Origin of the sequence: Urinicoccus timonensis, assembly GCF_900232945.1 — a bacterium.
Classification (GTDB): Bacteria; Bacillota; Clostridia; order Tissierellales; family Peptoniphilaceae; genus Urinicoccus; species Urinicoccus timonensis.
The window spans coordinates 793,391-818,006 of the sequence record NZ_OCTU01000001.1; the positions used below are offsets into that span (position 1 = coordinate 793,391).

Annotated in this window: 21 protein-coding genes; 3 read left to right on the forward strand and 18 right to left on the reverse strand. The window is 43.7% G+C overall.

All coding sequences use genetic code 11. The annotated features are described in order from the left end of the window. Positions 1-12: 12 nt before the first annotated feature. The gene (trpS, locus tag CS898_RS03600; RefSeq protein ID WP_009431795.1) at positions 13-1,002 is read right to left on the reverse strand and encodes a tryptophan--tRNA ligase; all 990 of its coding nucleotides are present in this window, start codon (positions 1,000-1,002) and stop codon (positions 13-15) included. A gap of 84 nt (positions 1,003-1,086) precedes the next feature. On the opposite strand from trpS, the gene CS898_RS03605 reads away from it, so the two are divergent. Further along, the gene (locus CS898_RS03605) at positions 1,087-2,082 is read left to right on the forward strand and encodes a P1 family peptidase (protein WP_009430814.1); all 996 of its coding nucleotides are present in this window, start codon (positions 1,087-1,089) and stop codon (positions 2,080-2,082) included. On the opposite strand, the gene CS898_RS03610 is transcribed toward CS898_RS03605, so the two are convergent. Then, entirely contained in the window at positions 2,068-3,348 is a 1,281-nt protein-coding gene (locus tag CS898_RS03610; RefSeq protein ID WP_099208128.1) for an amidohydrolase, read from the reverse strand. The genes CS898_RS03605 and CS898_RS03610 overlap by 15 nt on opposite strands. Positions 3,349-3,522: 174 nt before the next feature. Between CS898_RS03610 and rpsD the strand changes: the two genes are divergently transcribed. Further along, positions 3,523-4,119 (forward strand): 30S ribosomal protein S4, encoded by a 597-nt coding sequence (rpsD, locus tag CS898_RS03615; RefSeq protein ID WP_009431533.1) that lies wholly within the window; start codon positions 3,523-3,525, stop codon positions 4,117-4,119. Between the two features lie 85 nt (positions 4,120-4,204). Here the strand turns inward: rpsD and CS898_RS03620 are convergent, their stop codons facing one another. The 4 genes from CS898_RS03620 to mscL all read right to left on the reverse strand — a co-directional run bounded on the left by CS898_RS03620 (position 4,205) and on the right by mscL (position 7,036). Beyond that, positions 4,205-4,648 carry a universal stress protein gene (locus CS898_RS03620; RefSeq protein WP_009430124.1) on the reverse strand — a complete coding sequence of 148 codons (444 nt, stop codon included), beginning with the start codon at positions 4,646-4,648 and terminating at the stop codon, positions 4,205-4,207. Positions 4,649-4,742: 94 nt separating this feature from the next. Continuing rightward, complete coding sequence (locus CS898_RS03625) at positions 4,743-5,744, reverse strand: resuscitation-promoting factor (protein WP_234976013.1); 1,002 nt, start codon at positions 5,742-5,744, stop codon at positions 4,743-4,745. A gap of 199 nt (positions 5,745-5,943) precedes the next feature. Continuing rightward, complete coding sequence (locus CS898_RS03630) at positions 5,944-6,531, reverse strand: NUDIX hydrolase (RefSeq protein WP_159459115.1); 588 nt, start codon at positions 6,529-6,531, stop codon at positions 5,944-5,946. A gap of 37 nt (positions 6,532-6,568) precedes the next feature. Further along, positions 6,569-7,036 carry a large-conductance mechanosensitive channel protein MscL gene (mscL, locus tag CS898_RS03635; RefSeq protein ID WP_099208130.1) on the reverse strand — a complete coding sequence of 156 codons (468 nt, stop codon included), beginning with the start codon at positions 7,034-7,036 and terminating at the stop codon, positions 6,569-6,571. Between the two features lie 78 nt (positions 7,037-7,114). Here mscL and CS898_RS03640 point away from each other — a divergent pair, with 78 nt between their 5' ends. Beyond that, a complete protein-coding gene (locus CS898_RS03640) occupies positions 7,115-7,552 on the forward strand; it encodes a deoxycytidylate deaminase (protein ID WP_034437570.1) in 438 nt (145 codons plus the stop codon). On the opposite strand, the gene CS898_RS03645 is transcribed toward CS898_RS03640, so the two are convergent. The 12 genes from CS898_RS03645 to rplQ all read right to left on the reverse strand — a co-directional run bounded on the left by CS898_RS03645 (position 7,530) and on the right by rplQ (position 24,612). Next, the gene (locus tag CS898_RS03645; protein ID WP_099208131.1) at positions 7,530-8,159 is read right to left on the reverse strand and encodes a ribonuclease H1 domain-containing protein; all 630 of its coding nucleotides are present in this window, start codon (positions 8,157-8,159) and stop codon (positions 7,530-7,532) included. The two genes, CS898_RS03640 and CS898_RS03645, sit on opposite strands and share 23 nt — an antisense overlap. Further along, a complete protein-coding gene (gene larC, locus CS898_RS03650; RefSeq protein WP_099208132.1) occupies positions 8,152-9,321 on the reverse strand; it encodes a nickel pincer cofactor biosynthesis protein LarC in 1,170 nt (389 codons plus the stop codon). Before larC ends, CS898_RS03645 begins: the two co-directional genes overlap by 8 nt. Further along, positions 9,318-10,106, reverse strand: a complete 789-nt coding sequence (gene larE, locus CS898_RS03655) for an ATP-dependent sacrificial sulfur transferase LarE (protein ID WP_099208133.1) — start codon at positions 10,104-10,106, stop codon at positions 9,318-9,320. The genes larC and larE overlap by 4 nt, the downstream gene beginning before the upstream one ends. Positions 10,107-10,169: 63 nt before the next feature. Then, positions 10,170-11,141 carry a phosphate acetyltransferase gene (gene pta / locus CS898_RS03660; protein WP_099208134.1) on the reverse strand — a complete coding sequence of 324 codons (972 nt, stop codon included), beginning with the start codon at positions 11,139-11,141 and terminating at the stop codon, positions 10,170-10,172. Between the two features lie 138 nt (positions 11,142-11,279). Continuing rightward, a complete protein-coding gene (locus CS898_RS03665; protein WP_099208135.1) occupies positions 11,280-11,993 on the reverse strand; it encodes a class B sortase in 714 nt (237 codons plus the stop codon). Positions 11,994-12,004: 11 nt separating this feature from the next. Beyond that, positions 12,005-19,486: a hypothetical protein gene (locus CS898_RS09820; RefSeq protein ID WP_099208136.1), complete on the reverse strand. Its 7,482-nt coding sequence runs from the start codon at positions 19,484-19,486 to the stop codon at positions 12,005-12,007. Between the two features lie 199 nt (positions 19,487-19,685). Further along, positions 19,686-20,621 (reverse strand): putative ABC transporter permease, encoded by a 936-nt coding sequence (locus CS898_RS03675; protein WP_099208137.1) that lies wholly within the window; start codon positions 20,619-20,621, stop codon positions 19,686-19,688. A 126-nt stretch (positions 20,622-20,747) separates the two neighbouring features. After that, positions 20,748-22,745, reverse strand: a complete 1,998-nt coding sequence (locus CS898_RS03680) for a sodium-translocating pyrophosphatase (protein WP_099208138.1) — start codon at positions 22,743-22,745, stop codon at positions 20,748-20,750. Positions 22,746-22,771: 26 nt separating this feature from the next. Next, positions 22,772-22,996: a preprotein translocase subunit SecG gene (gene secG, locus CS898_RS03685; protein WP_009431929.1), complete on the reverse strand. Its 225-nt coding sequence runs from the start codon at positions 22,994-22,996 to the stop codon at positions 22,772-22,774. Positions 22,997-23,069: 73 nt separating this feature from the next. Next, positions 23,070-24,026, reverse strand: a complete 957-nt coding sequence (locus CS898_RS03690) for a DMT family transporter (protein ID WP_099208139.1) — start codon at positions 24,024-24,026, stop codon at positions 23,070-23,072. Further along, positions 24,023-24,145, reverse strand: coding sequence for a hypothetical protein (locus CS898_RS10095; RefSeq protein WP_268811195.1), 123 nt, complete (start codon positions 24,143-24,145; stop codon positions 24,023-24,025). The genes CS898_RS03690 and CS898_RS10095 overlap by 4 nt, the downstream gene beginning before the upstream one ends. 125 nt (positions 24,146-24,270) lie before the next feature. Then, positions 24,271-24,612: a 50S ribosomal protein L17 gene (rplQ, locus tag CS898_RS03695; protein ID WP_099208140.1), complete on the reverse strand. Its 342-nt coding sequence runs from the start codon at positions 24,610-24,612 to the stop codon at positions 24,271-24,273. Positions 24,613-24,616 lie beyond the last annotated feature (4 nt).

The following is a 24,616-nucleotide window of genomic DNA, read 5'->3' on the forward strand; positions in this document are numbered from 1 at the left end:
ATTTTTAAAGACTTAACGAGGGATAAAGCCCATTTTCTTGTAGACCTTCCGTAAAATCTTACTAGCCCGTCTTGAGGCCTTTTCTGCCCCTTGTCGGTAGACTTCTTCCAAGTAGGCCTTGTCGCTGCGAATTTCATGGAAGCGGTCCCGAATGGGTCCAATTTCTCCAATGACAGCTTCCGCCACGTCTTCCTTTAAGACTCCATAGCCCTTGCCATCATAGTCCTTTAAAAGGTCTTCAATGGTCCGACCGGAGCAAGCAGAATAAATATCCAGGAGGTTTTTCACCCCGGCTTGCTGGTCATTGTAGGCAATATGGCCTTCTGAATCCGTCACAGCCCGTTTGAACTTCCGACGGATGACATCGTCTTGGTCCAAAATCAAGATAAAGGAGTTTTCATCCGCATCGGACTTGGACATCTTCTTTGTAGGATCTTGGAGGCTCATAACCCGACCTCCCACCTTGGCCTTGAGCATTTCTGGCAAGACAAAGGTTTCAGAATAGCGAGAGTTGAAGCGTTCTGCCAGGTCTCTTGTAATTTCAATATGTTGCTTTTGGTCATCTCCTACTGGGACATAGTGGGTTCCATATAGGAGGATGTCTGAAGCCATGAGGACAGGATAATTTAAGAGGCCGGCATTGACTTCATTGGTTTTTTCCGCCTTGGACTTAAACTGGGTCATCCTTTGCAATTGACCCAGGCCTGTCATGGTATTTAAGAGCCACATTAATTCCACATGAGCCGGAACGTGGGACTGGATATAGATGGTAGACTTGTCTGGGTCAATCCCTACGGCCAGGTAGAGGGCCAGGATGTCCAAACTATGAGCCCTTAAGACCTTGGGCTCTTGAGGGACGGTTATGGCGTGCATGTCGGCTATACAATAAATACAGTCATAGTCTTCTTGGAGGGGCGGAAAATTCCGTAAGGCCCCTATATAATTTCCCAGGGTTAGGTTCCCTGAAGGTTGAATCCCACTATATACGATTTTTTTATCCATACTGCTTCCTTTCAAATGATTGATTTCTTACAAAAGAATTCTCCCTATGTTACAATAAAAAACAAAGACTTAAGGAGGAAATCTATGTATTGGTTTTATAAAAAAGGTCCGAAAAATAACTTATGCGATGTCCCGGGAGTCCGGGTAGGCCACTTGACCCTGGAAGATTCTGGCCGGGGAATCCACACCGGGATTACAGCCATCCTGCCCCCAGGAGATAACCCCTATCGGGATAAATTCATTGCCGCCGCCCACCGGATCAACGGCTTTGGCAAACCCCTGGGCCTGGACCAGGTTCGGGAGCTGGGAGAAATTGAATCCCCCATCCTCTTAACCAACACCCTATCCATTGGGGATGCCTGTCGGGGACTTTTGGACTACATGGTAGACTTGGACCAAAGCATTGGCCGTCCCACCACCATCAACCCCCTGGTTTTGGAGTGTAATGATGGGAATATCAATGACATCCGCCTCATGGCTCTGGAGCCTGGCCATGCCCTGGAGGCCATCCGGTCTGCCAGAGAAGATTTTGACCAGGGATCCCTAGGAGCCGGAACCGGCATGGTTTGCTATGGCCTCAAGGGAGGCATCGGGTCTGCTTCCCGGGTCCTGGAAGTCCAAGGGAAGACCTACACCCTGGGAGCCTTGGTTTTGGCCAATTTTGGTTCTACCCAAGACCTTTGCATCCTGGGTCAAAAGCTGGGTCCTGACCTGGTCCAAGAGGAAACGGAAGACCAGGGATCCATTGTCACCATCCTGGCCACAGACCTTCCCTTGGATTCCCGCCAGCTCCTCCGCCTTTGTAAACGGGTCCAATCCGGCATCGCCCGAACCGGGTCCTTTAGCGGTCACGGCAGTGGAGAATTCGCCCTGGCCTTTAGCACCTGCCCTAATCCTTCCATCCAAGACCCAGACCTAAACCCCATCTTTCGAGCCACTGTGGAAGTGGTGGAGGAAAGCATCCTAAAGAGCCTCTACCTCAACCAGTCCAAGAGGGCCTATTCAGGCAAGGTCTTCCAGTCCTTAAAGGACCGGGCCCGGGACCATGGAGTCACCCTACCAGACCTAGCGGCGGACTAGTTGGTCCATCCGGTCTTGGACTGTTTTTAAAAGATTGTCATAGTCAATCTTAGTCAATTGACGGTCCCTTAAGACAAATTCCCCATCAATTAAAACTGATTCCACATCTTCCGCCTGGGCCGAATAGCAAAGGGCGGAGATTAGGTTGTTCTTGGGGGTAAAGGAGGCTGAATTTAAGTTGAAGATGGTTAAATCGGCCGCCTTGCCCTCTTCAATGGACCCTACTTGGTCCTCCAAGCCCAGGGCCTTGGCCCCGTTAATGGTAGCCATCTTTAAGATTTCCATAGCCGGTAGGGCCTTGGGGTCCATGTTGACAGCCTTGTTGACAATGGATCCAATATGGATTTCTTCCAATATATTTTGATTGTTGTTGGAGGAATCTCCATCGGTTCCAATCCCCATAACAATCCCCTTGTCCAGCATCTTTTGCACCGGGGTAAAGCCCGAAGCCAATTTTAGGTTGCTGGAGGGGTTGTAGATGGGATAAAAGCGTCGATTCTTTACCAGGTCCATCTCTTCCTCAGTAATGTGGACACAGTGGGCCGCAATGACATGGAGATCCAGCATGCCCAAAGATTCAATATATTGAATGGGGGTCATGTAGTGGTCCCGTTTACAGTCTTCCACTTCCTTGATGGTTTCGGACATGTGGATGTTAATGACCCCGTCCATTTCCTTGGCCAGGTCAATAATTTCCTTTAAATAGTCCTCGCCACAGGTGTAGATGGCATGGGGGGAAGGCACCACCCGGAGACGGCCATTGCCTTTTTTGTGGTATTTTTGATAAAGGGCCCGGGTTTGGTCCAACTTCAAGTCCTTATCCCCGTCTTCAATCAAGCCCCGGGTCAAGATACCCCTCATCCCAATTTCCAAGGCGGCATCTCCCACCCGGTCCATTTCATAGTATTGGTCACAAAAACAAGTGGCCCCAGACCGGATCATTTCAGCCATAGACAAGAGAGACCCCCAGTAGATGTCCTCCCGGTCCAACTTGGCTTCAATAGGCCAAATAGCATCTTCCAACCAAGTTTGCAATTCCAAATCGTCGGCATAGTTCCGTAAAAGGCTCATGCCCAGGTGAGTGTGGCCGTTGATAAAGCCCGGAGTCACTAATTTTCTCCGGCCGTCCAAGACCTCGTCTGCCTGGATATCTAAATTTTTCCCAATCTTGGCAATCCGGCTTCCTTCAATATAGATGTCCATATCCTCCTGGATTTTTTCTCCAATTACATCTAAAAAGCGTGTATTTTTAATCAATAGTGACATAGTCATCCCCCTTTTCTTCTAGTATATCAAAAGATGGGGCCTTTTACATAAAGATTTTTCCGGTCTTTTTGGCAAAAATTTCCCTAAACCCTTTACCCCAGGCCCCAAATAGTGTATAATGCTTCATGGCTTATAAATTATCGCGGCAGAAAATTTATAGGAGATGAAAATTTAATGGCAAAGATGATGGGACCCCGTTTTAAAGAATCTAGAAGATTGGGGTTAAATGTATGCGGGCATCCAAAGGCTATGAAACGTGCCGTAAAGGGAACTGCTCGTTCAGACAAGAAATTAACTGAATATGGTAAGCAATTACTAGAAAAACAACGTCTTCGTGCTTACTACGGCGTTATGGAAAAACAATTTGTTAACTACTTCCTAGAAGCAAAGAAATCCAAGGAACAAACAGGTCCAGCCCTGGTTAAAATCCTTGAAACTCGTTTAGACAACATGACCTACCGCATGGGATTTGCTTCTTCCATCCGTCAAGCTCGTCAAATGGTAACTCATGGACACATGCTTGTAAATGGTAAAAAAGTAGATATTCCATCCTACCGTTTAAGCGTTGGCGACGAAGTTGCTTTAGCACCAAGAGGAAAAAAAGTTGACTTATTTAAAGACAACTACGAAACTAACTTCGTAACTTCCTATCCTTACATCAGCAAGGACAAGGACCTAAAAGCAACCTTCTCTGCTGAAATCAACCGTGAAGACATTCCAGTAGAAATTGAAGACCAATTAATCGTTGAATTCTATTCTAAGAATATGTAATTCGGCAAAGAGAGCCCATGGGCTCTCTTTTTTTATGCCCGCCCATTAAAAAAGTGCTTGGATCTGAATCCAGCACTTTTTTCATTTAATCTTCTTTTGACTTAACCACCAGGACAGAAACCTTGGATTGGTTCAGAACCTTGGAGGAAACACTGCCCAGGAGGGTCCTGGAAAAGGCCCCTAGGCCCCGGTTCCCCATGACAATCAAGTCCACTTCTTTTTCCATGGCCACTTCTTCAATTTCTTGAGAGGCACTACCGGTGGTGTAGAGGGTTTCAAGACCATAGGGGTAGTCCTTTAAGCTTTTTTCCACATCTTCAAGGATAAAGTCTGCCCTTTCCTGGTTGGCCTTGGACACTTCCATGCTATAGGGAAAGTTAGATGGATATTGCTCAAAAATACTGACTTCCGGAATAACCGTCAGGACAATAAGGTCGGACTGGAACTTTTCCCCTAGTTCCCGAGCCGCCTGGATGCTCTTTTCAGATGCCTTAGACCCATCGATGGGAATCAAAATACGTTTAAACATAGACTCACCTCTTTCTAGTCTACTTATACCCCATTTCCTAGATTTCAATAGGTAAAATCTTTCCATAAAAAAAACGGTGGTTTCCCACCGCTTCTTAATTTTCTAATACATAAACAACAACATTTCTACGACCGAAGCGTCTAGCCTCAGCATTGGACCCGTAGAAAAGGTCGATTCTTCTTCCCTTAATGGCTCCACCAGTATCTTCTGCTACAGCATAACCGTAGGTTGGAAAACCATCAGCACTTTCAATGTAGAGCTTGCTTCCAAGAGGAATCACTCTGGGGTCTACAGCTACGGCACCAATTCTTGCCCGGGTTCCCATGGCTGTTTTAGAACCAGCTGTAGGGTCATAGGCTGTTGCCTGCATAACTATCTTCTTAAGGACTTTTTTTCCTTCAAAATTCACCTTGGAATAAGTGGATGTTTTTGGTCTTTCCTTGGTCCCTACTTGGCTAATTTCAGGACGCATTTCTTGAACCACTTGACTAGCTGTTACCATGGTTCCTGTAACTTGACCAGCAATTTTTGTCACTTCCACTTGGTCATTAATGATTCCGTTAATCCCCTTTTGGATGACCTTGCTTTCTCCCTTGTAGAGTTGGTCGGTTTCCACTGTTTCCTTAGTGAAAGGAATTTCTCTAGTTTGGACACTCTTGCTGGTCCGGTGGGTAGTGACTTGGATCACTGTTCCCAGGGGAACCACTTGGTCTCTTGCTGGAAGAACTTGGTCTTGGTCTTCTATGTAGACACCTGCTGCACCTAAAATTCCTAGAGCTGTATCTCCAGCAACCCGAACTCGTTTAATTTGTCCGTCGACAATTAAAACCCGGTCTCTTTCTTGAGAAACCACAATTTCCTTGTCGTCTAGGTCTTCCAGAGAAGTTGTAAGTTCAGGACTTACCCAAGTCTTGTCATCTACTAGAATTCCCTCTTCTTTTAAAGCATCTGCCAAAGTTTGGCCCTTTAGGCTAATTTCTTTTTGGCTTCCGTTAAATTGTATATTTACTTTTTCATCAATAAAACCTGTTAACAATGGCGTAACAGTTAATAGGCCAGCCATGGATACCAGGCTGAGTCTTTTGCGCCAATTCATGTTTTATAGACACCTCCAATAATTTGATTACAATCTTGTATAATTTGTTACTAATTTGTTACTTTTGTAATTTTCACAAGTCTTATTGTAACCTTTTTGTTTCTTTTTGTCAATGAAAGATCTATTTTTTAAGATGAAAAAGAAAATCTGCATGGCTAAACCTAGTATCCATGCAGATTTGAAGCTTCTTATTTAATTATTACAATTTAGTGACAGACCCTATATTTCCATTGGCTTTTAAGATTTGCACAAGACCTAGGGTTAGGCCCGCCGTCATCCCCCAGATGACATAGTCCTGCCAATAGTAAAAATAAATCCTCTCCTTAGTCAAGGTCCAGGGATAGTCCCTACCTCCTGGAATGGCCTGGAAGGGAAAGGATTCCGGAACTTCCAAGTAAGTTCCCAGGTCATAGGCCCGGGGTTTTTCCTTGAAGAAAAAGTCCAGAGGAACCGCAAAAACATGGTCCACCTCCCGGGGATTGGGCCGAATATCCTCTAGGTCAATCCCTTGGATTTCCCCTACAAAAGCCCGAACAGACCGACCATCCCGCCGGATGACATAGTCTGTTTCTCCGTAAATTTCCAAGTGGGACTCATCCAGGTTTAACTCCTCCATACATTCTCTTAGGGCAGCCTCTTGGGCACTTTCCCCTTCTTCGATGGAGCCACCGGGAAAGGAAATTTCTCCAGGTTGGGTCTTTAAGCTTGCCGCCCTTTTTTCAAATAAGATCCGGGGTTCCCCCTGGACCTGGATGATGGGAATCAAAACGGCATGTCGGTTTTCCAAAAATAGGGGCTCCGCCTGCCGATTTTGAAAAATATCCCTAGCCCTCATGGACCTCATCAGCTGTTAATTGGCTGGTACAGTGGGGACAACGGCTAGCTTTTAAGGGGACTTCGCTTAAGCAATAAGGACAGGTTTTTGTTGTAGGCTCTGCCACTTCTTCCTTTTTAAAGCGTTTCGGTGCAGCCAGGATTTTCTTTAAGGTAATAAAGATAACAAAGGCAATAATAAGGAAGTTGACAATATTTTGGATGAAACTTCCATAGGCCAAGACTGCTGTAGCCTCCTTGGCAGCTTCAATATTTGGATAGGACTTCCCGTCTAAAGCCACATAGAGATTGCTAAAGTCAATCCCTCCAATAAGCAAGCCCACTAGAGGCATGATAATGTCATCAACTAAAGAGGCCACAATCTTACCAAAGGCCCCTCCTATGATAACCCCGATGGCCATGTCTATGACATTGCCTTGAGCAATAAACTCTTTAAATTCTTGCATTGTTTTTTTCATTTTGTCTCCTTTCTATTCTTTCTTTCCCTATAATCATACCCATTTTCTGTTATAATATTCCTAAAAGGAGAGGATATTATGCGTAAGAGTTGGAATGAATATTTTATGGAAATTACCGAAATGGTGGCCAGTCGGTCCACCTGTGACCGAGCCTTTGTGGGCTGCGTCTTGGTCAACAAGGACCACCGGATTGTCTCTACAGGCTATAACGGGTCTGTTGCCGGCAACCCCCACTGCTCCGAAGTGGGCCATACCATGCGAGATGGTCACTGTATTGCCACCATCCACGCAGAAATGAATGCCCTCTTGTACTGTGCCAAGGAGGGAATCCCCGTCAAGGGTTGCACCGCCTATGTCACCCACTTCCCCTGTCTCAACTGTTCCAAGGCCCTAATCCAGGCTGGCATCGAAAAAATTTACTATAAAAATGCCTACCGGGTGGACGACTACGCCCTGGACCTTTTTGAAAAAAATGGGGTCCACTTGGAACAAATCAATCCTGGTCAGGAAGGATAAAGTCCGCTTCCTTGGCCAATTGGTCGGCTCGTTCATTGCCGGCTACCCCGGTATGGGCCTCTACCTTGACAAAGTCCACCTGGACCTGGTCCTTGATGGACTGGTAAAAATCGTGGTAGGCCTGGGTTTGGACCTTGTTCCTTTTCCAATCTCCCAGGGCCCAATGGCAAATCCCGGCATAGTCATAATGGAGGATGAGTTTACTCATCCCCTTTTTTTGTGCAAACTTCATGGCCTCCATGGCCCCGTAAATTTCTCCAGCCACATTCCGCATAGAAGATGCCTCGTCCTTGTGAAAACGTCCAGACCACTCCGCCTGGTCCCCATCTCCGAAAAGGCAATAGACCCCAAAAGAATAGGAGGCATCCTCCTGACGGTAGGACCCGTCTACATAGGCCACTAGGGTGTCCGGATCTGGAGCCTGGGTCAGAGCCTCCCGGCCTGGATTGCCCTGGGGCCCCCCAGCCAGGTAGGCCTGGGCATCCTCCTCTGTTTTAAAACTCTTAAACTGGGCCCCCTTAAAGCCCCGGACCTGGTCCTGGCAGTCAGGCCAAGACCTGTAAATCCCAGGGACCCGGCCCTGGCGTACTGCATAATATTTAGCCATGGTATTCCCTTTCCACTCTCTTTCGCAGGTCCAAAAGACTCATGCCCTCCCGGTCTGCAATTTTCTTCAAATCCTCATACTCGAAACTATAGCCCCCGTCAAAGACCTTGACCCCTAAAGGACCAAAAGAACTGGCAAAAGTCTCCAGCTTTCTTTCCCTCTCATAGCGGTCCACAGGATAGTAGCGCAAACCCAGGCTGGTGGTGTGGGTCCAGACCAGGTCCCGGGCCCCCTCTAAGAGGTCCTCCTTCACCAAGACAGAAAGCAAATGGCCCGGCCGGTTTTTCTTCATATAGATGGGGCTAAACCAAACATCCAAGGCCCCCAAGTCAAAGAGCTTGTCCATACAATAGGCCAGGTCCTCTCCCATCATATCATCCAGGTTACAGTCCAGCTGGTAGATGGTCCCAGACCCTTCTTGGGCCCCCAAGATCCCCCTTAAAACATTGGGGATGTCCAGGTCCCGGCTACCGGCTCCATAGCCCACCCGGCCCCCTTGAAAGGACCCAGAGGACCTATAGCGGCCATAGTAGGCCAGGATACAGGCTCCAGTAGGCGTCACCAACTCAGCCTCTACAGGCCCCTTTTGAAAGGGAATGCCGGCCTGTAAGAGAATATCTTGGGTGGCTGGAGCTGGCACAGGATAGAGGCCATGGGCACAGGGAACAAAACCATCCCCTACATTGGGCTTGGTAAAGGAAAAAGACTCAAGACCCAGGTCATCCATTAAAATAGCCGCCCCAATCATATCCACCAAAGAATCCGTGGCCCCCACTTCATGGAAGTGGACCTCCTCCAAGGGCTTGTGGTGGATCTTGGCCTCACTTTTCCCTAAAAGGATAAAGAGGTTTTTGGCATCCTCCTTGACCCGGTCCTTAAGGTCCGACCGGTCAATTAGGTCCAGGATGGTTTTTAGGCTCCGATGACCATGGTGGTGGTCATGGTCGTGATGGTGGTCATGGTGCTGGTCTAAGCAGACCACATCTAGATAGCAGGAATAAATCCCCTTTTTTTCCAAGTGGCTGACCCGGATGTCATAGCCGTCAAAGTCCACCTTGGCCAATTCCTGCCGAAGGACCTCCTCCCGGGCGCCTAGGTCCAAGAGCAGGGCCAAAAACATATTTCCACTAATTCCCGCAAAAGCTTCCAATTGTAAGTTCATTTCTTCTCCTTGTTTAAAGACCCCTGCCGGTAACCCCTGGGGTCGATATCCACTTGGTCATAGCCATACTTTTTTAAGTCTTCCCTGATGGAGCCCAATAAGTCCTGGGCCCGGGCCACTTGACTGGCCTCCACTTCCAAAGAAGCCTTGGCCCCTAAAGTCCTGAGCCGGACATGGTTAAAACCCAGGCCCCTTAAATAAGCCTCCCCGGCTTCAATCCGTCTTAGGTCCCCAGCTTTAATGGGCTGGTTGGGATAGATCCGACTGGCCAGGCAGGCATCGCTGGGCCGGTTCCAAGCCACCAGCCCCCGGGCCTTGGCCTCTTGCCTGATTTGGGCCTTGGTCCAGCCACAGGCCAAAAAGGGACTGACCACCCCTAGTTCTTTTAAGGCTTGGCGGCCAGGTCGGTAGTCTCCCAAGTCATCCAGGTTGCTCCCGTCACATACAAGGGCCAGATTCCTTTCCCGGGCCAAGTCCAAAAACTTCTCGAAGATCATTTTTTTGCACCAATAGCAGCGATTTTCCGGATTGGCCAAGACCCGGTCTGGAAGGTCCTGAAAATCCACTTGGACCACTTCCAGGGGCCACTGTCTTTTTTTCGCCTCCTCCAGGACAAAGTGCCTGTCCTCTTGACTTTGGAAGGCCATCTCCATAAAAACCCCCAGGACCCGGTCCCGGCCCAGGGCCTCTACAGCCAGGTCCATCAAAAGGCTGGAATCCACTCCCCCGGAAAAAGCCACCAGGACAGAGGGATACCCCCTTAAATAATCCACTATCTTTTCCATTGATCCTCCCTTCTATTAAAAAAAGACCTTCAGAAAGCTGAAGGCCTTTTCAATCGCAAATACTTATAGGATTGCTTGGGCAGCTGTAATAATACTTAAGGAGTAAACTTCGTCTTCGTTACATCCTCTGGACAAGTCATTTACAGGATGGTTCAAACCTTGAAGGATTGGCCCAATGGCTTCAAATCCACCAAATCTTTGGGCGATTTTGTAGCCAATGTTTCCAGCTGCAAGATTTGGGAAAATAAAGGTATTTGCACGGCCTGCAACTGGGCTGCCCGGTGCTTTTTTCTTGGCAACTGTATCAACAAAAGCTGCATCAAATTGAAGTTCCCCATCAATCTTGATTTCAGGATGGTTTTCTTTCACTAGGGCAGTTGCTTCTTGAACCATAGTTACTTCATCTGACTTAGCAGATCCCTTAGTGGAGAAAGACAACATAGCAACATGGGGATCCATGCCAAATTGTTTTCCAGTCATGTCTGTAATGACAGCCACTTCAGCCATGGTTGGAGCATCCATTTCCAGGTTGATGGCACAGTCACTCATCAGGTATTGTTCGTCCCCTCTAAGCATGACGAAAAGACCGCTGGTCCGTTTAAAACCTTCCTTGGTCTTAATAATTTGAAGGGCAGGTTTTACTGTTTCCCCAGTTGTGTGAACAGCACCGGAAACCATACCGGCAGCCCGGCCAGTGTAAACCAAAAGAGTTCCAAAATAGTTTGGATTCTTTAACATTTCCAAGGCGCCTTCCTTGTCGATTTTTCCCTTACGACGTTCTACAAAGGCATCTGCCAAGGCGTCAATGTCGTCATAGTTTAGGGGATCAATCACAGCAAGGTCATCAATGTTTAAGCCCTTTTCTTGGGCTGTTTTTTTAATTTCGTCAATGTTTCCTAAAACAACAGGTGCCAGAATTTTTTCTTCTTTTAAACGAACACAAGCACCTAAAATCCGTTCATCTTCACCTTCTGGGAAGACAATGCTTGGACATTGTGCAGAAACTTTACTTTTTAATTCTTCAATAAAACCCATTTTTCCCTCCATTTTTTTCTATCGTTTCATACAAGGCCCCCTAGGGGCCAGTCTTTAAACCACTAATAATACTACCACTTAATCCACATATTTTCAAGGCCCCCAAAGGCAAAAGAAAACCATCCCTCAAGGGATGGTTTAAGATTCCTCCACTACCGTCAAGATAAAAAGCCGGAGGTTGGCCCTTTCATAGGTGCAGGTTACCAGGTTGATGATTTGGTCCTGGGGCTGCAAGTCATAGCCCGGGTCATAGACCGCTTCTTTTTGCAAGAGCCGGTAAAAATCTTGTCTTTTTTCATATGTAGAGAAATCCCTGGGGTCCAGGATGGTTTCCCCGGAAAGAATCCCGGCCAAAACCGCCCTGGTCTTGATGGTCTTGTCCCCCGTGTCCAGGTAAAATTCCAGACTCTTGGGCTGGGTCTTGAAAGACTTCAAGGACCCAAACATCAAGTCATTTTTCATCATATGGCCATAGATCAGAATAAAGGGATCCTCTAAAGACCCATTCCGATAGTCCATAAAAATCGCCCCTAGGGCATTTCTCTCCCCGTTGGCCCCAGTGTGGAGGTAACGGTCGTTATCTCCAGCTTGGACCAGGGGATAGTCAATGGCCCCATCCTGGGACCGGATCCAGGCAAAAATGTCTGGATTTATGGCCCGGAGGCTGGTTAAGTCCAAGCCCCCGTCTTGAGATCCCGAGCCCTTGGAAAGAGCTTGGGTCCGAAGACCAGAATAGGCCTCCATTGACTTTTTTTCATCTACTTGGAGTCGCAGGTAGGAAAGGGTCTTGTAGGCAAAAAAGATCGCCACAAGAATGATTAAACTATTGATTATCAGTCTTTTCCCTTTCATAGCTCATCCTCCTAGTCTAGAAAATATCTTTTTCTCAAGAGAACTAGACCCACAAGAGCCAGTCCACTCAAGTATACAAGGCCTAAATCTTCCACAAGACCTGTCTTGGGCAGGTTGTTGGGACCCCAAGGTTTGTTAGGACTATGGGGTGGATTATCTTGAGGATAATCTGGCTTTTCAGGCCTTTCTGGTGGAGTTTCTGGTGGAGTTTCCGGTTCTTCCGGTGGTGTTTCCGGTGGAGTTTCCGGTTCTTCCGGTGGATTGTGGGGTGGTCTTTCAGGCTTTTCAGTATTCTTAGCCTTGATGACAAAACCTAATTGATCCTTACCATTGTCAAGAACTTCAAATTTAACATCATAACCACTAGCATCATTTTCTACCAGTTCATACTTGTAGTTTGTAACTGTTTCGATGGCCTCTCCATTTTCATTAAAACTTATTGTTTTCTTGAATAATGGTAGGTTACTCTTCATATCTGTAAAATTGTTCTTTTCATTGACCACAAGTTGTAGAGGTTTGCCGTCTTTGTCAAGAACCTTTACCTTTATGATATTTCCATTTTCATCCTTTATCGGATTGCCATCTTTATCTGTTTGATATTGATAGATGTCAAACTTCATTTCAGGCCGGTCTTTCTTGATTTCCTCACCATTGGCATCAAAGAATTCTTTGAATAATCTGATGAAACGGTTCTTTTCAAGATAGACAGTAACTGTGTTAGAATCTCCAACCTTGTTTTCAAAAGCCATTTCTGCACTTGGGTCGACTAAACTCTTTAAATTAAAGAATTTATCTGCATCCCCAAGCTCATGTTCTTTACCATCTGTGCCAATATAAACAACTTTTCCATCTTTGATTTTTGCATCAAGTTCTGGAATCATCATTGGTAGAATAAAGTCACGATGATCACCACTAGCCAAACGATCCTTATCAGTTTCAATACTAATCTTAGTAACGTCTTTTAGTTTAAGTCCTTGTTGCTCGATTTGCTCTTTCGTATAATCTTCTCCGTTTATAGTGTACTTGATGGTGTATTTACCTTCATAACCTTTTTGTACTTGAACAAAACCATTTAACACGGGCCTTAAACCTTTTTCTACTCCAGCAAATTGGTCAGCAATACTAAATTCTGAAACCATCAAGCCTGTTTTACCTGTTTCTTGGGTTGGAATATGATTATTGTATCTTAACTTATAATCAAATTTGTCACCAAACTTAAGCTCTGCATTACCTTCAAACCATTCTTTTGCATTACCTTCGTTAACAGGTTTGCCATCTTTATCATAGATTCTTAAGAATTTATCAACTTTACCACTCTTGTCTTTTTTGATAGTAACATTGGTACTTGCAAAGTAAACTTTTCCCTTGTCCCCAAAGACAGCATGGTTGGTGTAAGTTTCACCGTGACCATTGTCAAGGTAGTCTTTAAATTCTTTCTTGTCAACTAAAACATCTTTTAGTTCAAATGTGAAATGTTTTGCACTTCCCCTTGGAGCAAGGAATTCTGGTAGCCAAGCAAGAACAGCTTGAACCTTTTCGCCTTTTTTAATTCTGCCTTCTTTAAGAGCTTCATCATATGCTTTTTGTAAAACTTTTTGTCTGTCGCCAGTTAAAGTTTTTAGATAAGCTTCTAAGTCTTCAACATACTTGTATTCAATGCCTTTTTTCCATGCATTAACAGCATTTTCATCTTTAAAGATTTCAGCGTTGACTCCGCCCTTCTTTAAGGCTTCTGCATTAACTGTTAGATTAAGTTTTGTACCACCAGCTAGCTTAAAGATATTTGGCAGAATATCCATAATCAAGGTATCTTTCTTGTACTTATAGTGACCGTTTTCATAGTCCTCTGGTTTAGTACTAGGTGTTTTACCTTGCTTGATATCATAAAGATCCTTATCTGTCTTTGTCATTTGGTTGACGCTGACATCAATTGTGAAATCAATCTTTTGATCTTTTTCCTTACCATCTTTATCTTTTTCACTAATATCAATAGCATCATCCTTGTTAGAATTCTTATCTACTTTTGGATGTTCTTCGTCAAGTGTGTCATCTGTACTTGGATAATCAATTGTGATTTCGGCATCGTTTTTAAATCCAGCTTCATCCTTATCCTTATCCCCGTCAGCACCTGGCTTATTGTCTCCGCCAGCACTTTCGATACATTGACCGATAATTCCAGGATGACATAATTTATGCTTCCAGTTATTATCTTCTCCAAAGATGCCAGGACCTTGTTCTTTCTTTGGTAACTTGTATTGAGCAAAGTTTTTAAAGAATGCTCTGTTATAACCTTGTTCAAGCATATAGTAGCCCATAAGGTCAATTTCTTTTTCCTTAAATTTGGCTATAGCATTCTTTGTATCTTCATCTGCAGATCCTGCAAGTTCTTCTAAAGATTTAATACCATCTTTTTCTGTTAAGATATACCAAGGATTGATTGTGCCACCCTTTTTGCTTTCAAGTGGCTTACCGTCAATGGCTAGATCTTTGTCTCCTAAGTCTCCGCCTTTTTTAGCAGTGTATTTACCATCTTTGAATTCAACAAGGTCAACAATTTTAATTGTGCCTTTTTCAATGGCTTCGTTAACTCTCTTGTAAGCTTCAGTCATGATTTCAATGAACTTTTCTTCATTTTTTAAATCTGAAACTTTGTACTCAGTTTTCTTACCATCTTTTGTAATTCCATTTGCCAAGATATCTCTGACTTCCTTGTTGACATACATATCTTTGTTTGTCAAAGGCTTGCCAAATTCATCGGTATGTGGAATTTCAACATCAGGAACGATAACTGCTGTAATGCCAAACTTCTTAGTCTTTTGTGGTGTGATTGCACCGCCAATTGTGATGTTTGGTTTTAATTCTACACGAATGGCATTAAAGCGCATATCGTCAAACTTGTAAGTGCCTTTGCTTTCGTCAAGATAAGCTAGAGCCATCTTACCCATTTCTTCAGACATCTTGTTTTTAATTTTCTCTAATTCTTGCTTTACTTCTTGAACTGTTTTTCCTTCAGTTTTAACATTTTCAAGTAATTCATTAAACATATGAGTTAGAGTGCCGTAACAGTCTGTTGTTTCATCATAGGTTTTCTTGATAAAATCTTTAAAAGATTCTTTAAAGGCATCTTTTGTTGCTTGAGCATCTTCTTTTTCTTCAACTGTAAAACTTTCTGCATCTTTCTTGAACTTTTCAAGTTGGTCCTTGTAAGCTTCTTGGACAGGGCTTGAGAATTTATTAGAATTCTTATCATTGCTATCATAAGAATCGTTCTTCTTATAGAAAGCATTGATAACCTTAATCCGAATTTGACCCTTGTCACTGTCACGAGTCACTTTTACAGTAACCTTATTTCCATCGTTGTCAATTTCAATTGTTCCTTCATTGCTAGTTTTTAGAGCTTCTTCAATTTGTTCTTTAGTGATTTTCCACTCTTTTCCAACAGCTATAAATTCACCATCTACATAGCCCCTGCTTACGCCAAGGCGGATGTTAGCAAGTTGGTCTAAGAAGAAATATTGGTCAGTGCCTTTGAATTCTTTTTGTTCATCTTCAGCTTTTTTCTTCGCTTCATTCCATTTTTCAACTGTATCGTTGATGATGATTTCATCATAAACTAGACGGTTGTCCATGTTGTAGTCTTCTACGACAATAGATGTGTCTCTGTCCTCTGGGAATAAAACTCCATCGCTATTATTAAAGCCGATTTCCCAAAGAAGTGTACGGTCTAATTCAACTTTCTTGCCTTCTTTTTGGATTTCAACTGTTTTTCCATTTAAAACAAATTGTGCTCCATCAAAGCGTTTTGCAAGTTCTTTTTGAATCTTATCAAGTATCGCTAGTTGTTTTTTAGTAGCTTCATCAACATTTTTCTTTTCTTCTTCAGATTTCTTATCATAAGCAGCTTTTGCTTCTAATAAAGGTTTAAGAAGTTGATCTCTTTGTATATGATCAGAATCTCTGTAGAAGATGTTAAAGAAGTTATAGTCTGGAATGTCTTTAAATTCCTTTGGAGCGTCCTTGAAGAATAATGTCTTTCCGCTTTCCTTTATCTTTAAAGTAAAGTACTTGTCAACAGTTTTCGTTTCAAGTTCAATTCCATCTTCATTTTTAAAGATTGATTTTTCTTCAAACTCTTTACTGTTTGGATCTTTTGGATCATACAAATGATTTGGAGCCAGATACTTGGCTTGTACATCAGCATGGATATTGTAAACAACATCCTTGCCAGCTAAGAAGCCTGGGAATCTAAAAGCAAATTTTGCATTTTGCACTGCGTCAAAGATATTCTTTTCATCAGTGATGACTTTTTTTGCTTTGTCATCCTTGCCTAAAGTTTGGATCACTTTTTGAATATCGAATGGCGCAATAACTTTTGCTTCTTTGCCATCAGCGCTCATAAGATAAGTGTCTTTGTCGTTACCTTTTTTAACGTAAACACGGCCATTAAGTTCATAGTAATCGGCTTTGTTTGTGCTTCCGTAGTATCTTTGAGTTTTTTCATCTACAACGTAGTCTTTCTTATCTTTTGTATAGATTTCTACAAGTTTTCTTACTAGAGAACCTCTTGTTAATCCTTCATAGAATTTATCGCCAATAACATCATCTTTAGCTTCAACAAATTTTGTACCATCGTAGTAGTACTTACTAATAATTGATTCGAATTTTTTTGGATCATTTTTTTCAACGTAGTTTTTGTTGTTAACAAAGATTGATGTTTCATTTGTATCTACATGGATGATTCTACCATCATAAGAACCTGTACATCCAGTTGTAGGATCTGTTGTTTGGGTTTTAACTACAGCATCATTGCCATTCTTGTCTTTTTTCTTGGCGTGGATAAACTTATAATTTTTGCCATCAGATTCTTTTGTTACGGTAATGTCCTTCATTGGACGACCAAACTTGTCAATGAGCATTAAGCCTTCTTTGTAGACTAAACCATCAACAATATGTCCGTCTTTAAAGACTGCATTTTCGACTCTCTTCAAGTTTTTCTTTTGATCTTCTGTTGGCTTATCTACTTTTTTTCCAGTTCCGTCAATCCAAGCTTCTTTTTCACCTTTTAATCCATCTTGATTAATCAGGTATTTAAGATCTTTGTCACCAATTTTTTGGAAGATTTTATCTTCTACGATGGTTCCACCATAGGAAATGCCATCCTTGCCTTCTTCTGTGACTGTAACTTGTTTACCTTCAAAGGTTGGTGTAACTGTAGGATCGGCTTCTGTTTTTCCATCTTCAGTTTTATTAGAAACATTACCTTCATAAACATCTTTTTCAGATGTATATGAAATAAGCTCATTACCACGAAGTTCGTAAGTTTTTTCTTTAGTGATAACTTTTCCATCTTTAAAGTCTCCGACCTTTTCGTAAGAACCATCAGCATTCTTTTTCCAAAGGCTTTGCGCTTGATGCTTATCATCACTAAGTCTTACTTGATAAGTTACTGCATCAGCTCCTGTGCCAAGTGTACCTTCAAGAACAGTTTTTGTTGCTACATCATGTGCGTTTCCATCTCCATCAATATAACTTTTGCCATCTTTCGATTCTAAGATTACATTTGTAAGTGTTTCTTTATCGATAGCTTTTCCATCATATTTTAATGTTCCATCTTGATCAACTTTAAACTTTTCATCCTTATTAAACTTTTGCAAGTCTAATTTTAAGGTATACGTTCCGTCACCATTGTCATGGTAGTTAAGTCCTGACTTGTGGATAAAGTCTGCAAAGTTACCATCGAAGTTCTTTGGTGCAGTGATGGTGATGTCTACTGATGAAAGTGGAAGTGAATCTCCATTAGGTGAGTTCACAATAACTTTATCAATGTAAGCATCTGACTTCTTAAGAATTGTAAAGAAATCAAACACCTTATCAGTATTGCCATCAACGATACCATCTTGAGTCTTTCCCGCATCAACATCTTCTTGTGGATTATCTTTATCATGACTACCGATACCACTAAGGTCTGTTTCGTTTTCGTAGCCCTTCTTAGTGATTAAGAATTTCTTTGTAACTGTTTTGGCATCTGTTCCTTCAAGCGTTAGTTCAAAGCCTTCGTGGAAGGCTGCTTTAAAGCCCTTCATATTGAACTTCAATTGAGCTATACCAAAGTTTTGGTCTGCTGTTGTTTCAAAATAATATTCACCAGTAGTCTCATCTTTTTGAAGTTCAACTGCCTTGCCATTCAAAAATACTAAATTACTTAAGCTTGGGTCTGGTACTGATACATCGCCTACATTTTTTAAGTTTTTAATTGTAAACTTAAATTTCTTTCCTTGCTCTTCTTTATCTTTATTTACTTGGAATAAAAGTTTAAAGTCTGTAGCATCAGGAATGTAGTAGGTATCATCTGTAAGTTCTTTTCCAGCTTTTCCATTATTATCTAAAGGAAATATTGATATTTCTGGACTTCCTTCAGTGTACTTTGGATCCACTTTGCCATTTTTAATTGCTTCTGTAAGATTAGTTTCTGCCTTCTTGAAAGCATCAACCAAATCTTGCAATGTTTTAGCATCTGTTGTCCGAGGATTTTCAGGATTTAGTGCATCTTCTAAAGCTTTTTTTGCATCTTCATAAGCTTTATATAGCTTCTTTGCCTCATCAGTAGAATTGTCTGCAATTCCAGGTACATAAGGTGTTTCTTGAAGTTTGTCTAATGCACCTTTCTCATCCTCATCCAACTTGCGAGGTGGTGTAAAACTTCCAACTTTTTGGTTGAAGTCATCCACTTCTTTCTGGGTTAACTTCCCTTCCTTGGCTTTCTTTTTAAGTGCTTCATATTCTGCTTGAATTTGATAGAACTCTTTTGTTCTACCTGCATCAGTAAAGCGGTCCAAGACTTCCTTGTTAAGCTTATCTGCTCCAGTTTCTTCAATCTTCTTAAAGAGCTTTTCATTGTATTCCTTTTGAAGTGCCGCTTTTTTCTTAGGATCTTTCTCAGCCTTGATTTTTCCTTGCAAGTCGCTTAAGTCTTCATCCTTTTTAGGGTCAACTTGTGGCGTTTCTTTTTTGTCTTCCGGTTTTGTACCGGTACCTTCTTTCGGATCTTCCGATTTTTTGGTCTCATTTTCGCCAACAGCTGGCTCTGTCGAGGCTGGACTTGCTTGGGCCGGTTTTACCGGACCTTCCAAGGCTTCTTCTTTTGGAGCTTGAGCTGAAGGAGCTTGAGCCGGAGGAGTTTGGTCTAGATTTTCCTTTTGTAGATCTTCCTGGCCAGTTTCCTCTTTAGTTTTGGCTACAGACTCTTCTTCCTTCGCTTCCTCAGCTTGGTCTGGGGGAAGATTTGCTTCTTCCTTTCCTTGTCCTCCCTCCGAGTTTTTAACCTCTTCTCTAGCTTGCGCTTTGGGGGATTCTTCTTGGAAAGATGACTCTGCAAGGATTCCTTCTTCCTTAGGAGCTGGAAGTGAACCATCTTGGTCTTGAGCATAGACTTGGCTTCCTGTAAATAGGGCCAGCATCAAGAATAAAACGAGTATCCTTATTTTTCGATTCATCTTTTTCCCCTCCTTTCTTTTTTATATTTGGAATGGTCTGGATAGACTCATCCCATAGTAATATTCTATACTTTCCATAAGCTTTTTTCAACTCTTATAGACTTTTCTTTGGTTTTTTTGAAAGAATTTTAAGATAAGGTCCATTTTCCATAGATTTAAGCCACAAAAAAAGCAAGGAAGGGAATTCCCTTTCTTGCTTTTAATGGATTTCTTCTAAATTCAAGCGCCGGCGTCGGCGGTTGAGGATTTCTTTTTTGTCCTGGATTTCTTTCTTCAAGGCCTGGACAGCTTCTGGGTCTTGGCCGCTTTCCAAGAGGCCAATGAGGTCTCCTTGTCTTTGGATGATTTGGGTTTTTAAGAGGTTGGTCGGTTCCAGGTCGGCCTTGAGTTGGGCTTTTTCTAGGTCGATGTTTTCTTCAATGGCTTCTTTGATCCGCTTGCTTTCCAGGTCAAATTCTCTGAGTTTGGCCTTAATCCGGTCGGTCCGGTATTTTACATCAGGGTAGGCATTGATGAAACGATGGTAGAGGATGTTTTTATTGGTTACCAGGACTTTCATTTCTTGGCGAATTTCCTGGGTGTTGTCGGCCTTGGATCCTTCTACATTGACCCTAACCAGTTTCATGACGAAGTAGGACATCAAGAGGTCCACCAGCATGACCAGGACAATGCAAAGGGCCAGGCCTTGTTTCCAAACCAGGGGCATCAAGGCCAAGCCGTCCATGATCCAGGGTTTAAAGACCCGGTCTATGGCCAGGCCTCCCAGGCCAAAAAGAACCAGGTTGCCAATCCAAATTCTCCCGTTGAGGTTCATGGGTCGGTTGCTATAGTCCCACCATCTAGCGTGGTAGTGGGCTTCTAAAAAGTAGGAAACCAGGTATTCCACCAGGCCACAGACTAGGAGGGAGACTAGGAAGACAAAGGCCAGGGAATGTTCTTGTTCTTGGAAGTTTTGGGTCACCAGGATAATGAGGACAGACCCCAGGCCGTAGATGGGGCAATAGGGTCCTATTAGGAAGCCCCGGTTGACGAAGCGACCAAAGTCTATGAATTTTAAGCTGACTTCTATCATCCAACCCAGGACTGAAAAGACAAAAAAGAGGAAGATAAGGTTGATGAGGCTTTCAGATAGCATATTTTTCTCCTTGGAATCTGCCCTATCCTTGGTCTTTTCTTGGGATAGGGCTTATGGATAGAAGAATCGACATGGAGCCTAGGCTCCATGTCGATTTCAATTTACTTTATAGTCTCTGGGTCTTTCTTATAAGAGGATTCCTCCAAAGCTAATGAATAGGGGTGCAAAGACTAGAGATACAACGGTGATTAATTTAATTAGGATGTTTAGGGATGGACCAGAGGTATCTTTAAAGGGGTCACCTACTGTATCGCCTGTTACGGCTGCCTTATGGGCTACAGTTCCTTTTCCTCCATGGGCTCCACCTTCGATGTATTTCTTTGCATTATCCCAAGCTCCACCGGCGTTGGACATAAAGATGGCCATAAGAACCCCTGTAACTAGGGCTCCGGCTTGGAGGCCACCCAGGGCTTCTGTACCGATTAAGACACCTACTAGGATTGGAACGATTACGGCAATCATTCCGGGAACGATCATTTCCTTTAGGGCTGCCCCGGTGGAAATGTCTACGCATTTTGCGTATTCGGGTTCTGCTTTTCCTTCCATGATGCCGGGGATTTCTTTGAATTGACGACGAACTTCGTCAATCATGGCTCCGGCAGCGTTTCCTACTGCAGACATGGTTAGGGCTGAGAAGGCGAAGGGTAGCATCCCTCCGATGAAGGTTCCGGCAATAACAGCTGGTTTGGAAATATCGATTCCTGTCAAACCGGTGGTTTGGATGTAGGATACGAATAGGGATAGGGCTGTTAGGGCTGCGGACCCAATGGCAAATCCCTTACCAATGGCTGCTGTGGTGTTTCCAACTGAGTCTAGGGAGTCGGTAATTTCACGTACTTCTTCTGGTAGTTCGCACATTTCGGCAATTCCACCGGCATTGTCGGCAATGGGGCCGTAGGCATCTACAGCAATGGTGGATGCAGTGGTGGCCAGCATTCCTACTGCGGCTAGGGCGATTCCATAAAGGCCGTCAATGGCTTCTATTGACCCACCGGATAGGTTGTAGGCCAGGATGATTCCTATGGCTAGAACAATGATGGGGCCTACTGTGGACATCATCCCAACGGATAGGCCGGCGATGATGTTGGTGGAGTCTCCAGTAACGGATTCTTCAGCAATGTGGCGAACAGGTTTGTATTGGTCTGATGTGTAGTATTCTGTAATTTTAGAAATAATCAAGCCTACGCAAACTCCTACGATAACTGGAATGAAGAATTTCAAGTTTCCGAAGAAGTGGTTGGCTAAGATAGCTGATGCGATAATGGTGATGATACTGGCAATGTAGGTTCCCATGTTCAGGGCTTTTTGTGGGTTTTTGTCTCCACGGACGAAGAACATGGATACTACGGAAGCTAGGATCCCTACTGCTGCAATGGCAATCCCGTAGGATACACCGGCTTCAGCGTGGGACACAACACCTAGGGTGATAACGGACAAAAGGGCTCCTACATAGGATTCGAATAGGTCGGCTCCCATTCCGGCAACGTCCCCTACGTTGTCTCCAACGTTATCGGCAATAACGGCTGGGTTTCTTGGGTCGTCTTCTGGGATTCCTGCTTCAACCTTTCCTACAAGGTCGGCTCCAACGTCGGCTGCCTTGGTGTAGATTCCTCCACCTACCCGGGCAAATAGGGCGATGGATGAAGCTCCTAGGGAAAATCCGGTAATGATGTTTGCATCTTGGAAGATATAATATAAGATACTAATTCCGATAATTCCAAGTCCAACAACGCAAAGTCCCATAACTGCACCACCTGAAAAGGCGATGTCTAGGGCTTTTCCCATTCCGTGTTGGTGGGCTGCATTGGCTGTACGAACGTTTGCCTTTGTGGCTACGTTCATGCCGATATAACCTGCACAAACACTAAATAGGGCTCCAATTAAAAAGCAAATAGCTGTTTTAAAGGAAATACCAATACCTAGGATAATAAATAAAGCGATAACGAAAATAATAAGAGATCGGTATTCTCTTTTTAAGAATGCCATTGCTCCATCGTGGATGTGACCGGAGATTTCTTTCATCCGGTCGCTGCCTTCGTCTTGCTTGCCTACAAAGGATGCCTTGTATAGGGCAAAGACGAGAGCAATTACACCCACTATGGCTGCAATAATTAAAATGTTCATAGTTTACTCCCCTCTGAAATATTTACTTACAATGCTGCAACTGCAATTATTGAAACCATCATAATAATGGATGCAATCAAGGTTGTTTTTTCAAGCATTTGCTTGCGGCTTGTCCCTGTATGGGATCCCCAGGATGAATCGCCAGATCCGTCCAAGGTACCTAAGCCTGCTTGCTTAGATTCTTGTAACATAACAGCTACGATGACAACCAAACATGAAATTGCAACAATAACAGATAATACTGTACGCATAGTGACCTCCTCTACTACTTCATAATATATTGATTCTATCATATTTATACGGCTAATTCAACAAAAAGCTGGCCTAGCTTTTGGATTTTCTTGGATTCTTTTCCCCCTGGAAGGCCCTGGCAAAAAGCCGGGGTTTTTTCCAAAATTCATCGGGCAAACTCATCAAGACCACCCCGGTAAAAATTAAGACCATGCCCAAGAGGTCTGTCATAGAAAAGACTTCTTTTAGCCAAAAGATACTAAAGATGGTGGAAAAAACGCACTCGCTTAGACCCAGCAAGGAAGCAATGGTGGGGCCTACGATTTTTTGGCTGGCCAGGTAAAGGCTAAAGGGAACCACTGTCCCAAATATAATGCAATAGAGGCTGGCCAGGAGGGTAAATCCTCCCAGGTCCGGCAGGGGTTCTTGTCTTAAAATACAGACCAGGACCATAAAGAGTCCCCCGATGACCATGGCCCAGCCAGCGACAATTTTTGTGGGATAGCGCAGGGTCAATTTCAGGGGGGCGATGTTACTGACGGTATAGCCCAACATGGAGATAAGTCCTGTTAGGAGGGTGATGCCCGAAATTTGGAGTTGGCCAAAGTCCCCTTTGGTTAAGAGGAGGACGACTCCAATCACTGTTAGGACCAGGGCAATCCAGGTCATTTTTTGGGGCGGCACCTTCATAAAGACGGCTGCATAAAAAATCACCAGGAAGATCCCACAGTATTGCAAGAGGCAGGCTGTGGGAGGGTTGGAATAAAAGATACAGGCATAGAGGGCAAATTGCATGACAAAAAGTCCAAAGATCCCATAGATGGCCAGCCAAACCAGGTTGGACTTGGTCTTGAGGATGTCAAAAACATCCTGGTCAAAGGCCTGGGTCAGACCTAAGAGCAGGGCTCCACCAAAAAGCAGCCGCATGGTAGTAAGGCCTGCTGGACTGACATTGCTATTGTGAAAGAGGTAGGCTCCCATATTGCCATTTAACCCCCACAAGAGGGAGGTAAAAAGGATGTAGATGATGTTTTTTTGTTTCAGCGTCATCGTCCCTTGCCTCCTTTTCTAAGGAGCTCTACTAGCTTTCTTGCTTTATGTAAGGAATCAGTATTTTTCCAGGCTAGGGCCAGCAAGCCCGGGCCAGATCGATTTATTTTATCGTCCATATCCCTTTCCTTTCTCTTTTTTGCTCCTTTTATTGTAGTGGTTTTTCCTCTGGATTACAATACTTTGTCGGGATTGAAAAAAAGAACCTGCCAGGCAGGTCCCTTATCTTTTCTATGATTGAATTTTAAACTAATTCAATAATTGCCATTTCAGCAGAGTCTCCACGACGTGGTCCCATTTTTAAGACCCGAGTGTATCCACCATTGCGGTCTGCGTATTTTGGCGCAATTTCTTCAAAAAGTTTTGTCACAACATCTTCATCATAAATATATGCTAAGGCTTGGCGTCTTGCATGTAAGTCGCCACGTTTACCTAAGGTAATCATTTTATCAACAAGACGACGTGTTTCTTTGGCTCGGGTTACGGTTGTTGTAACTCGTCCTTCTGCAAGTACGTCTGTTGTTAGGTTCCGAAGCATAGCTTTACGATGGGCTGTTGGACGACCTAGTTTTCTAAGTGTTGCCATGATT

What these genes read in the sequence shown, in the direction of transcription:
- trpS (WP_009431795.1), bottom strand. Translation starts at nt 1,002, where the DNA reads ATGGATAAAAAAATCGTATATAGTGGGATTCAACCTTCAGGGAACCTA.
- CS898_RS03605 (WP_009430814.1), top strand. Translation starts at nt 1,087, where the DNA reads ATGTATTGGTTTTATAAAAAAGGTCCGAAAAATAACTTATGCGATGTC.
- CS898_RS03610 (WP_099208128.1), bottom strand. Translation starts at nt 3,348, where the DNA reads ATGTCACTATTGATTAAAAATACACGCTTTTTAGATGTAATTGGAGAA.
- rpsD (WP_009431533.1), top strand. Translation starts at nt 3,523, where the DNA reads ATGGCAAAGATGATGGGACCCCGTTTTAAAGAATCTAGAAGATTGGGG.
- CS898_RS03620 (WP_009430124.1), bottom strand. Translation starts at nt 4,648, where the DNA reads ATGTTTAAACGTATTTTGATTCCCATCGATGGGTCTAAGGCATCTGAA.
- CS898_RS03625 (WP_234976013.1), bottom strand. Translation starts at nt 5,744, where the DNA reads ATGAATTGGCGCAAAAGACTCAGCCTGGTATCCATGGCTGGCCTATTA.
- mscL (WP_099208130.1), bottom strand. Translation starts at nt 7,036, where the DNA reads ATGAAAAAAACAATGCAAGAATTTAAAGAGTTTATTGCTCAAGGCAAT.
- CS898_RS03640 (WP_034437570.1), top strand. Translation starts at nt 7,115, where the DNA reads ATGCGTAAGAGTTGGAATGAATATTTTATGGAAATTACCGAAATGGTG.
- CS898_RS03645 (WP_099208131.1), bottom strand. Translation starts at nt 8,159, where the DNA reads ATGGCTAAATATTATGCAGTACGCCAGGGCCGGGTCCCTGGGATTTAC.
- larC (WP_099208132.1), bottom strand. Translation starts at nt 9,321, where the DNA reads ATGAACTTACAATTGGAAGCTTTTGCGGGAATTAGTGGAAATATGTTT.
- larE (WP_099208133.1), bottom strand. Translation starts at nt 10,106, where the DNA reads ATGGAAAAGATAGTGGATTATTTAAGGGGGTATCCCTCTGTCCTGGTG.
- pta (WP_099208134.1), bottom strand. Translation starts at nt 11,141, where the DNA reads ATGGGTTTTATTGAAGAATTAAAAAGTAAAGTTTCTGCACAATGTCCA.
- CS898_RS03665 (WP_099208135.1), bottom strand. Translation starts at nt 11,993, where the DNA reads ATGAAAGGGAAAAGACTGATAATCAATAGTTTAATCATTCTTGTGGCG.
- CS898_RS09820 (WP_099208136.1), bottom strand. Translation starts at nt 19,486, where the DNA reads ATGAATCGAAAAATAAGGATACTCGTTTTATTCTTGATGCTGGCCCTA.
- CS898_RS03675 (WP_099208137.1), bottom strand. Translation starts at nt 20,621, where the DNA reads ATGCTATCTGAAAGCCTCATCAACCTTATCTTCCTCTTTTTTGTCTTT.
- CS898_RS03680 (WP_099208138.1), bottom strand. Translation starts at nt 22,745, where the DNA reads ATGAACATTTTAATTATTGCAGCCATAGTGGGTGTAATTGCTCTCGTC.
- secG (WP_009431929.1), bottom strand. Translation starts at nt 22,996, where the DNA reads ATGCGTACAGTATTATCTGTTATTGTTGCAATTTCATGTTTGGTTGTC.
- CS898_RS03690 (WP_099208139.1), bottom strand. Translation starts at nt 24,026, where the DNA reads ATGACGCTGAAACAAAAAAACATCATCTACATCCTTTTTACCTCCCTC.
- CS898_RS10095 (WP_268811195.1), bottom strand. Translation starts at nt 24,145, where the DNA reads ATGGACGATAAAATAAATCGATCTGGCCCGGGCTTGCTGGCCCTAGCC.
- rplQ (WP_099208140.1), bottom strand. Translation starts at nt 24,612, where the DNA reads ATGGCAACACTTAGAAAACTAGGTCGTCCAACAGCCCATCGTAAAGCT.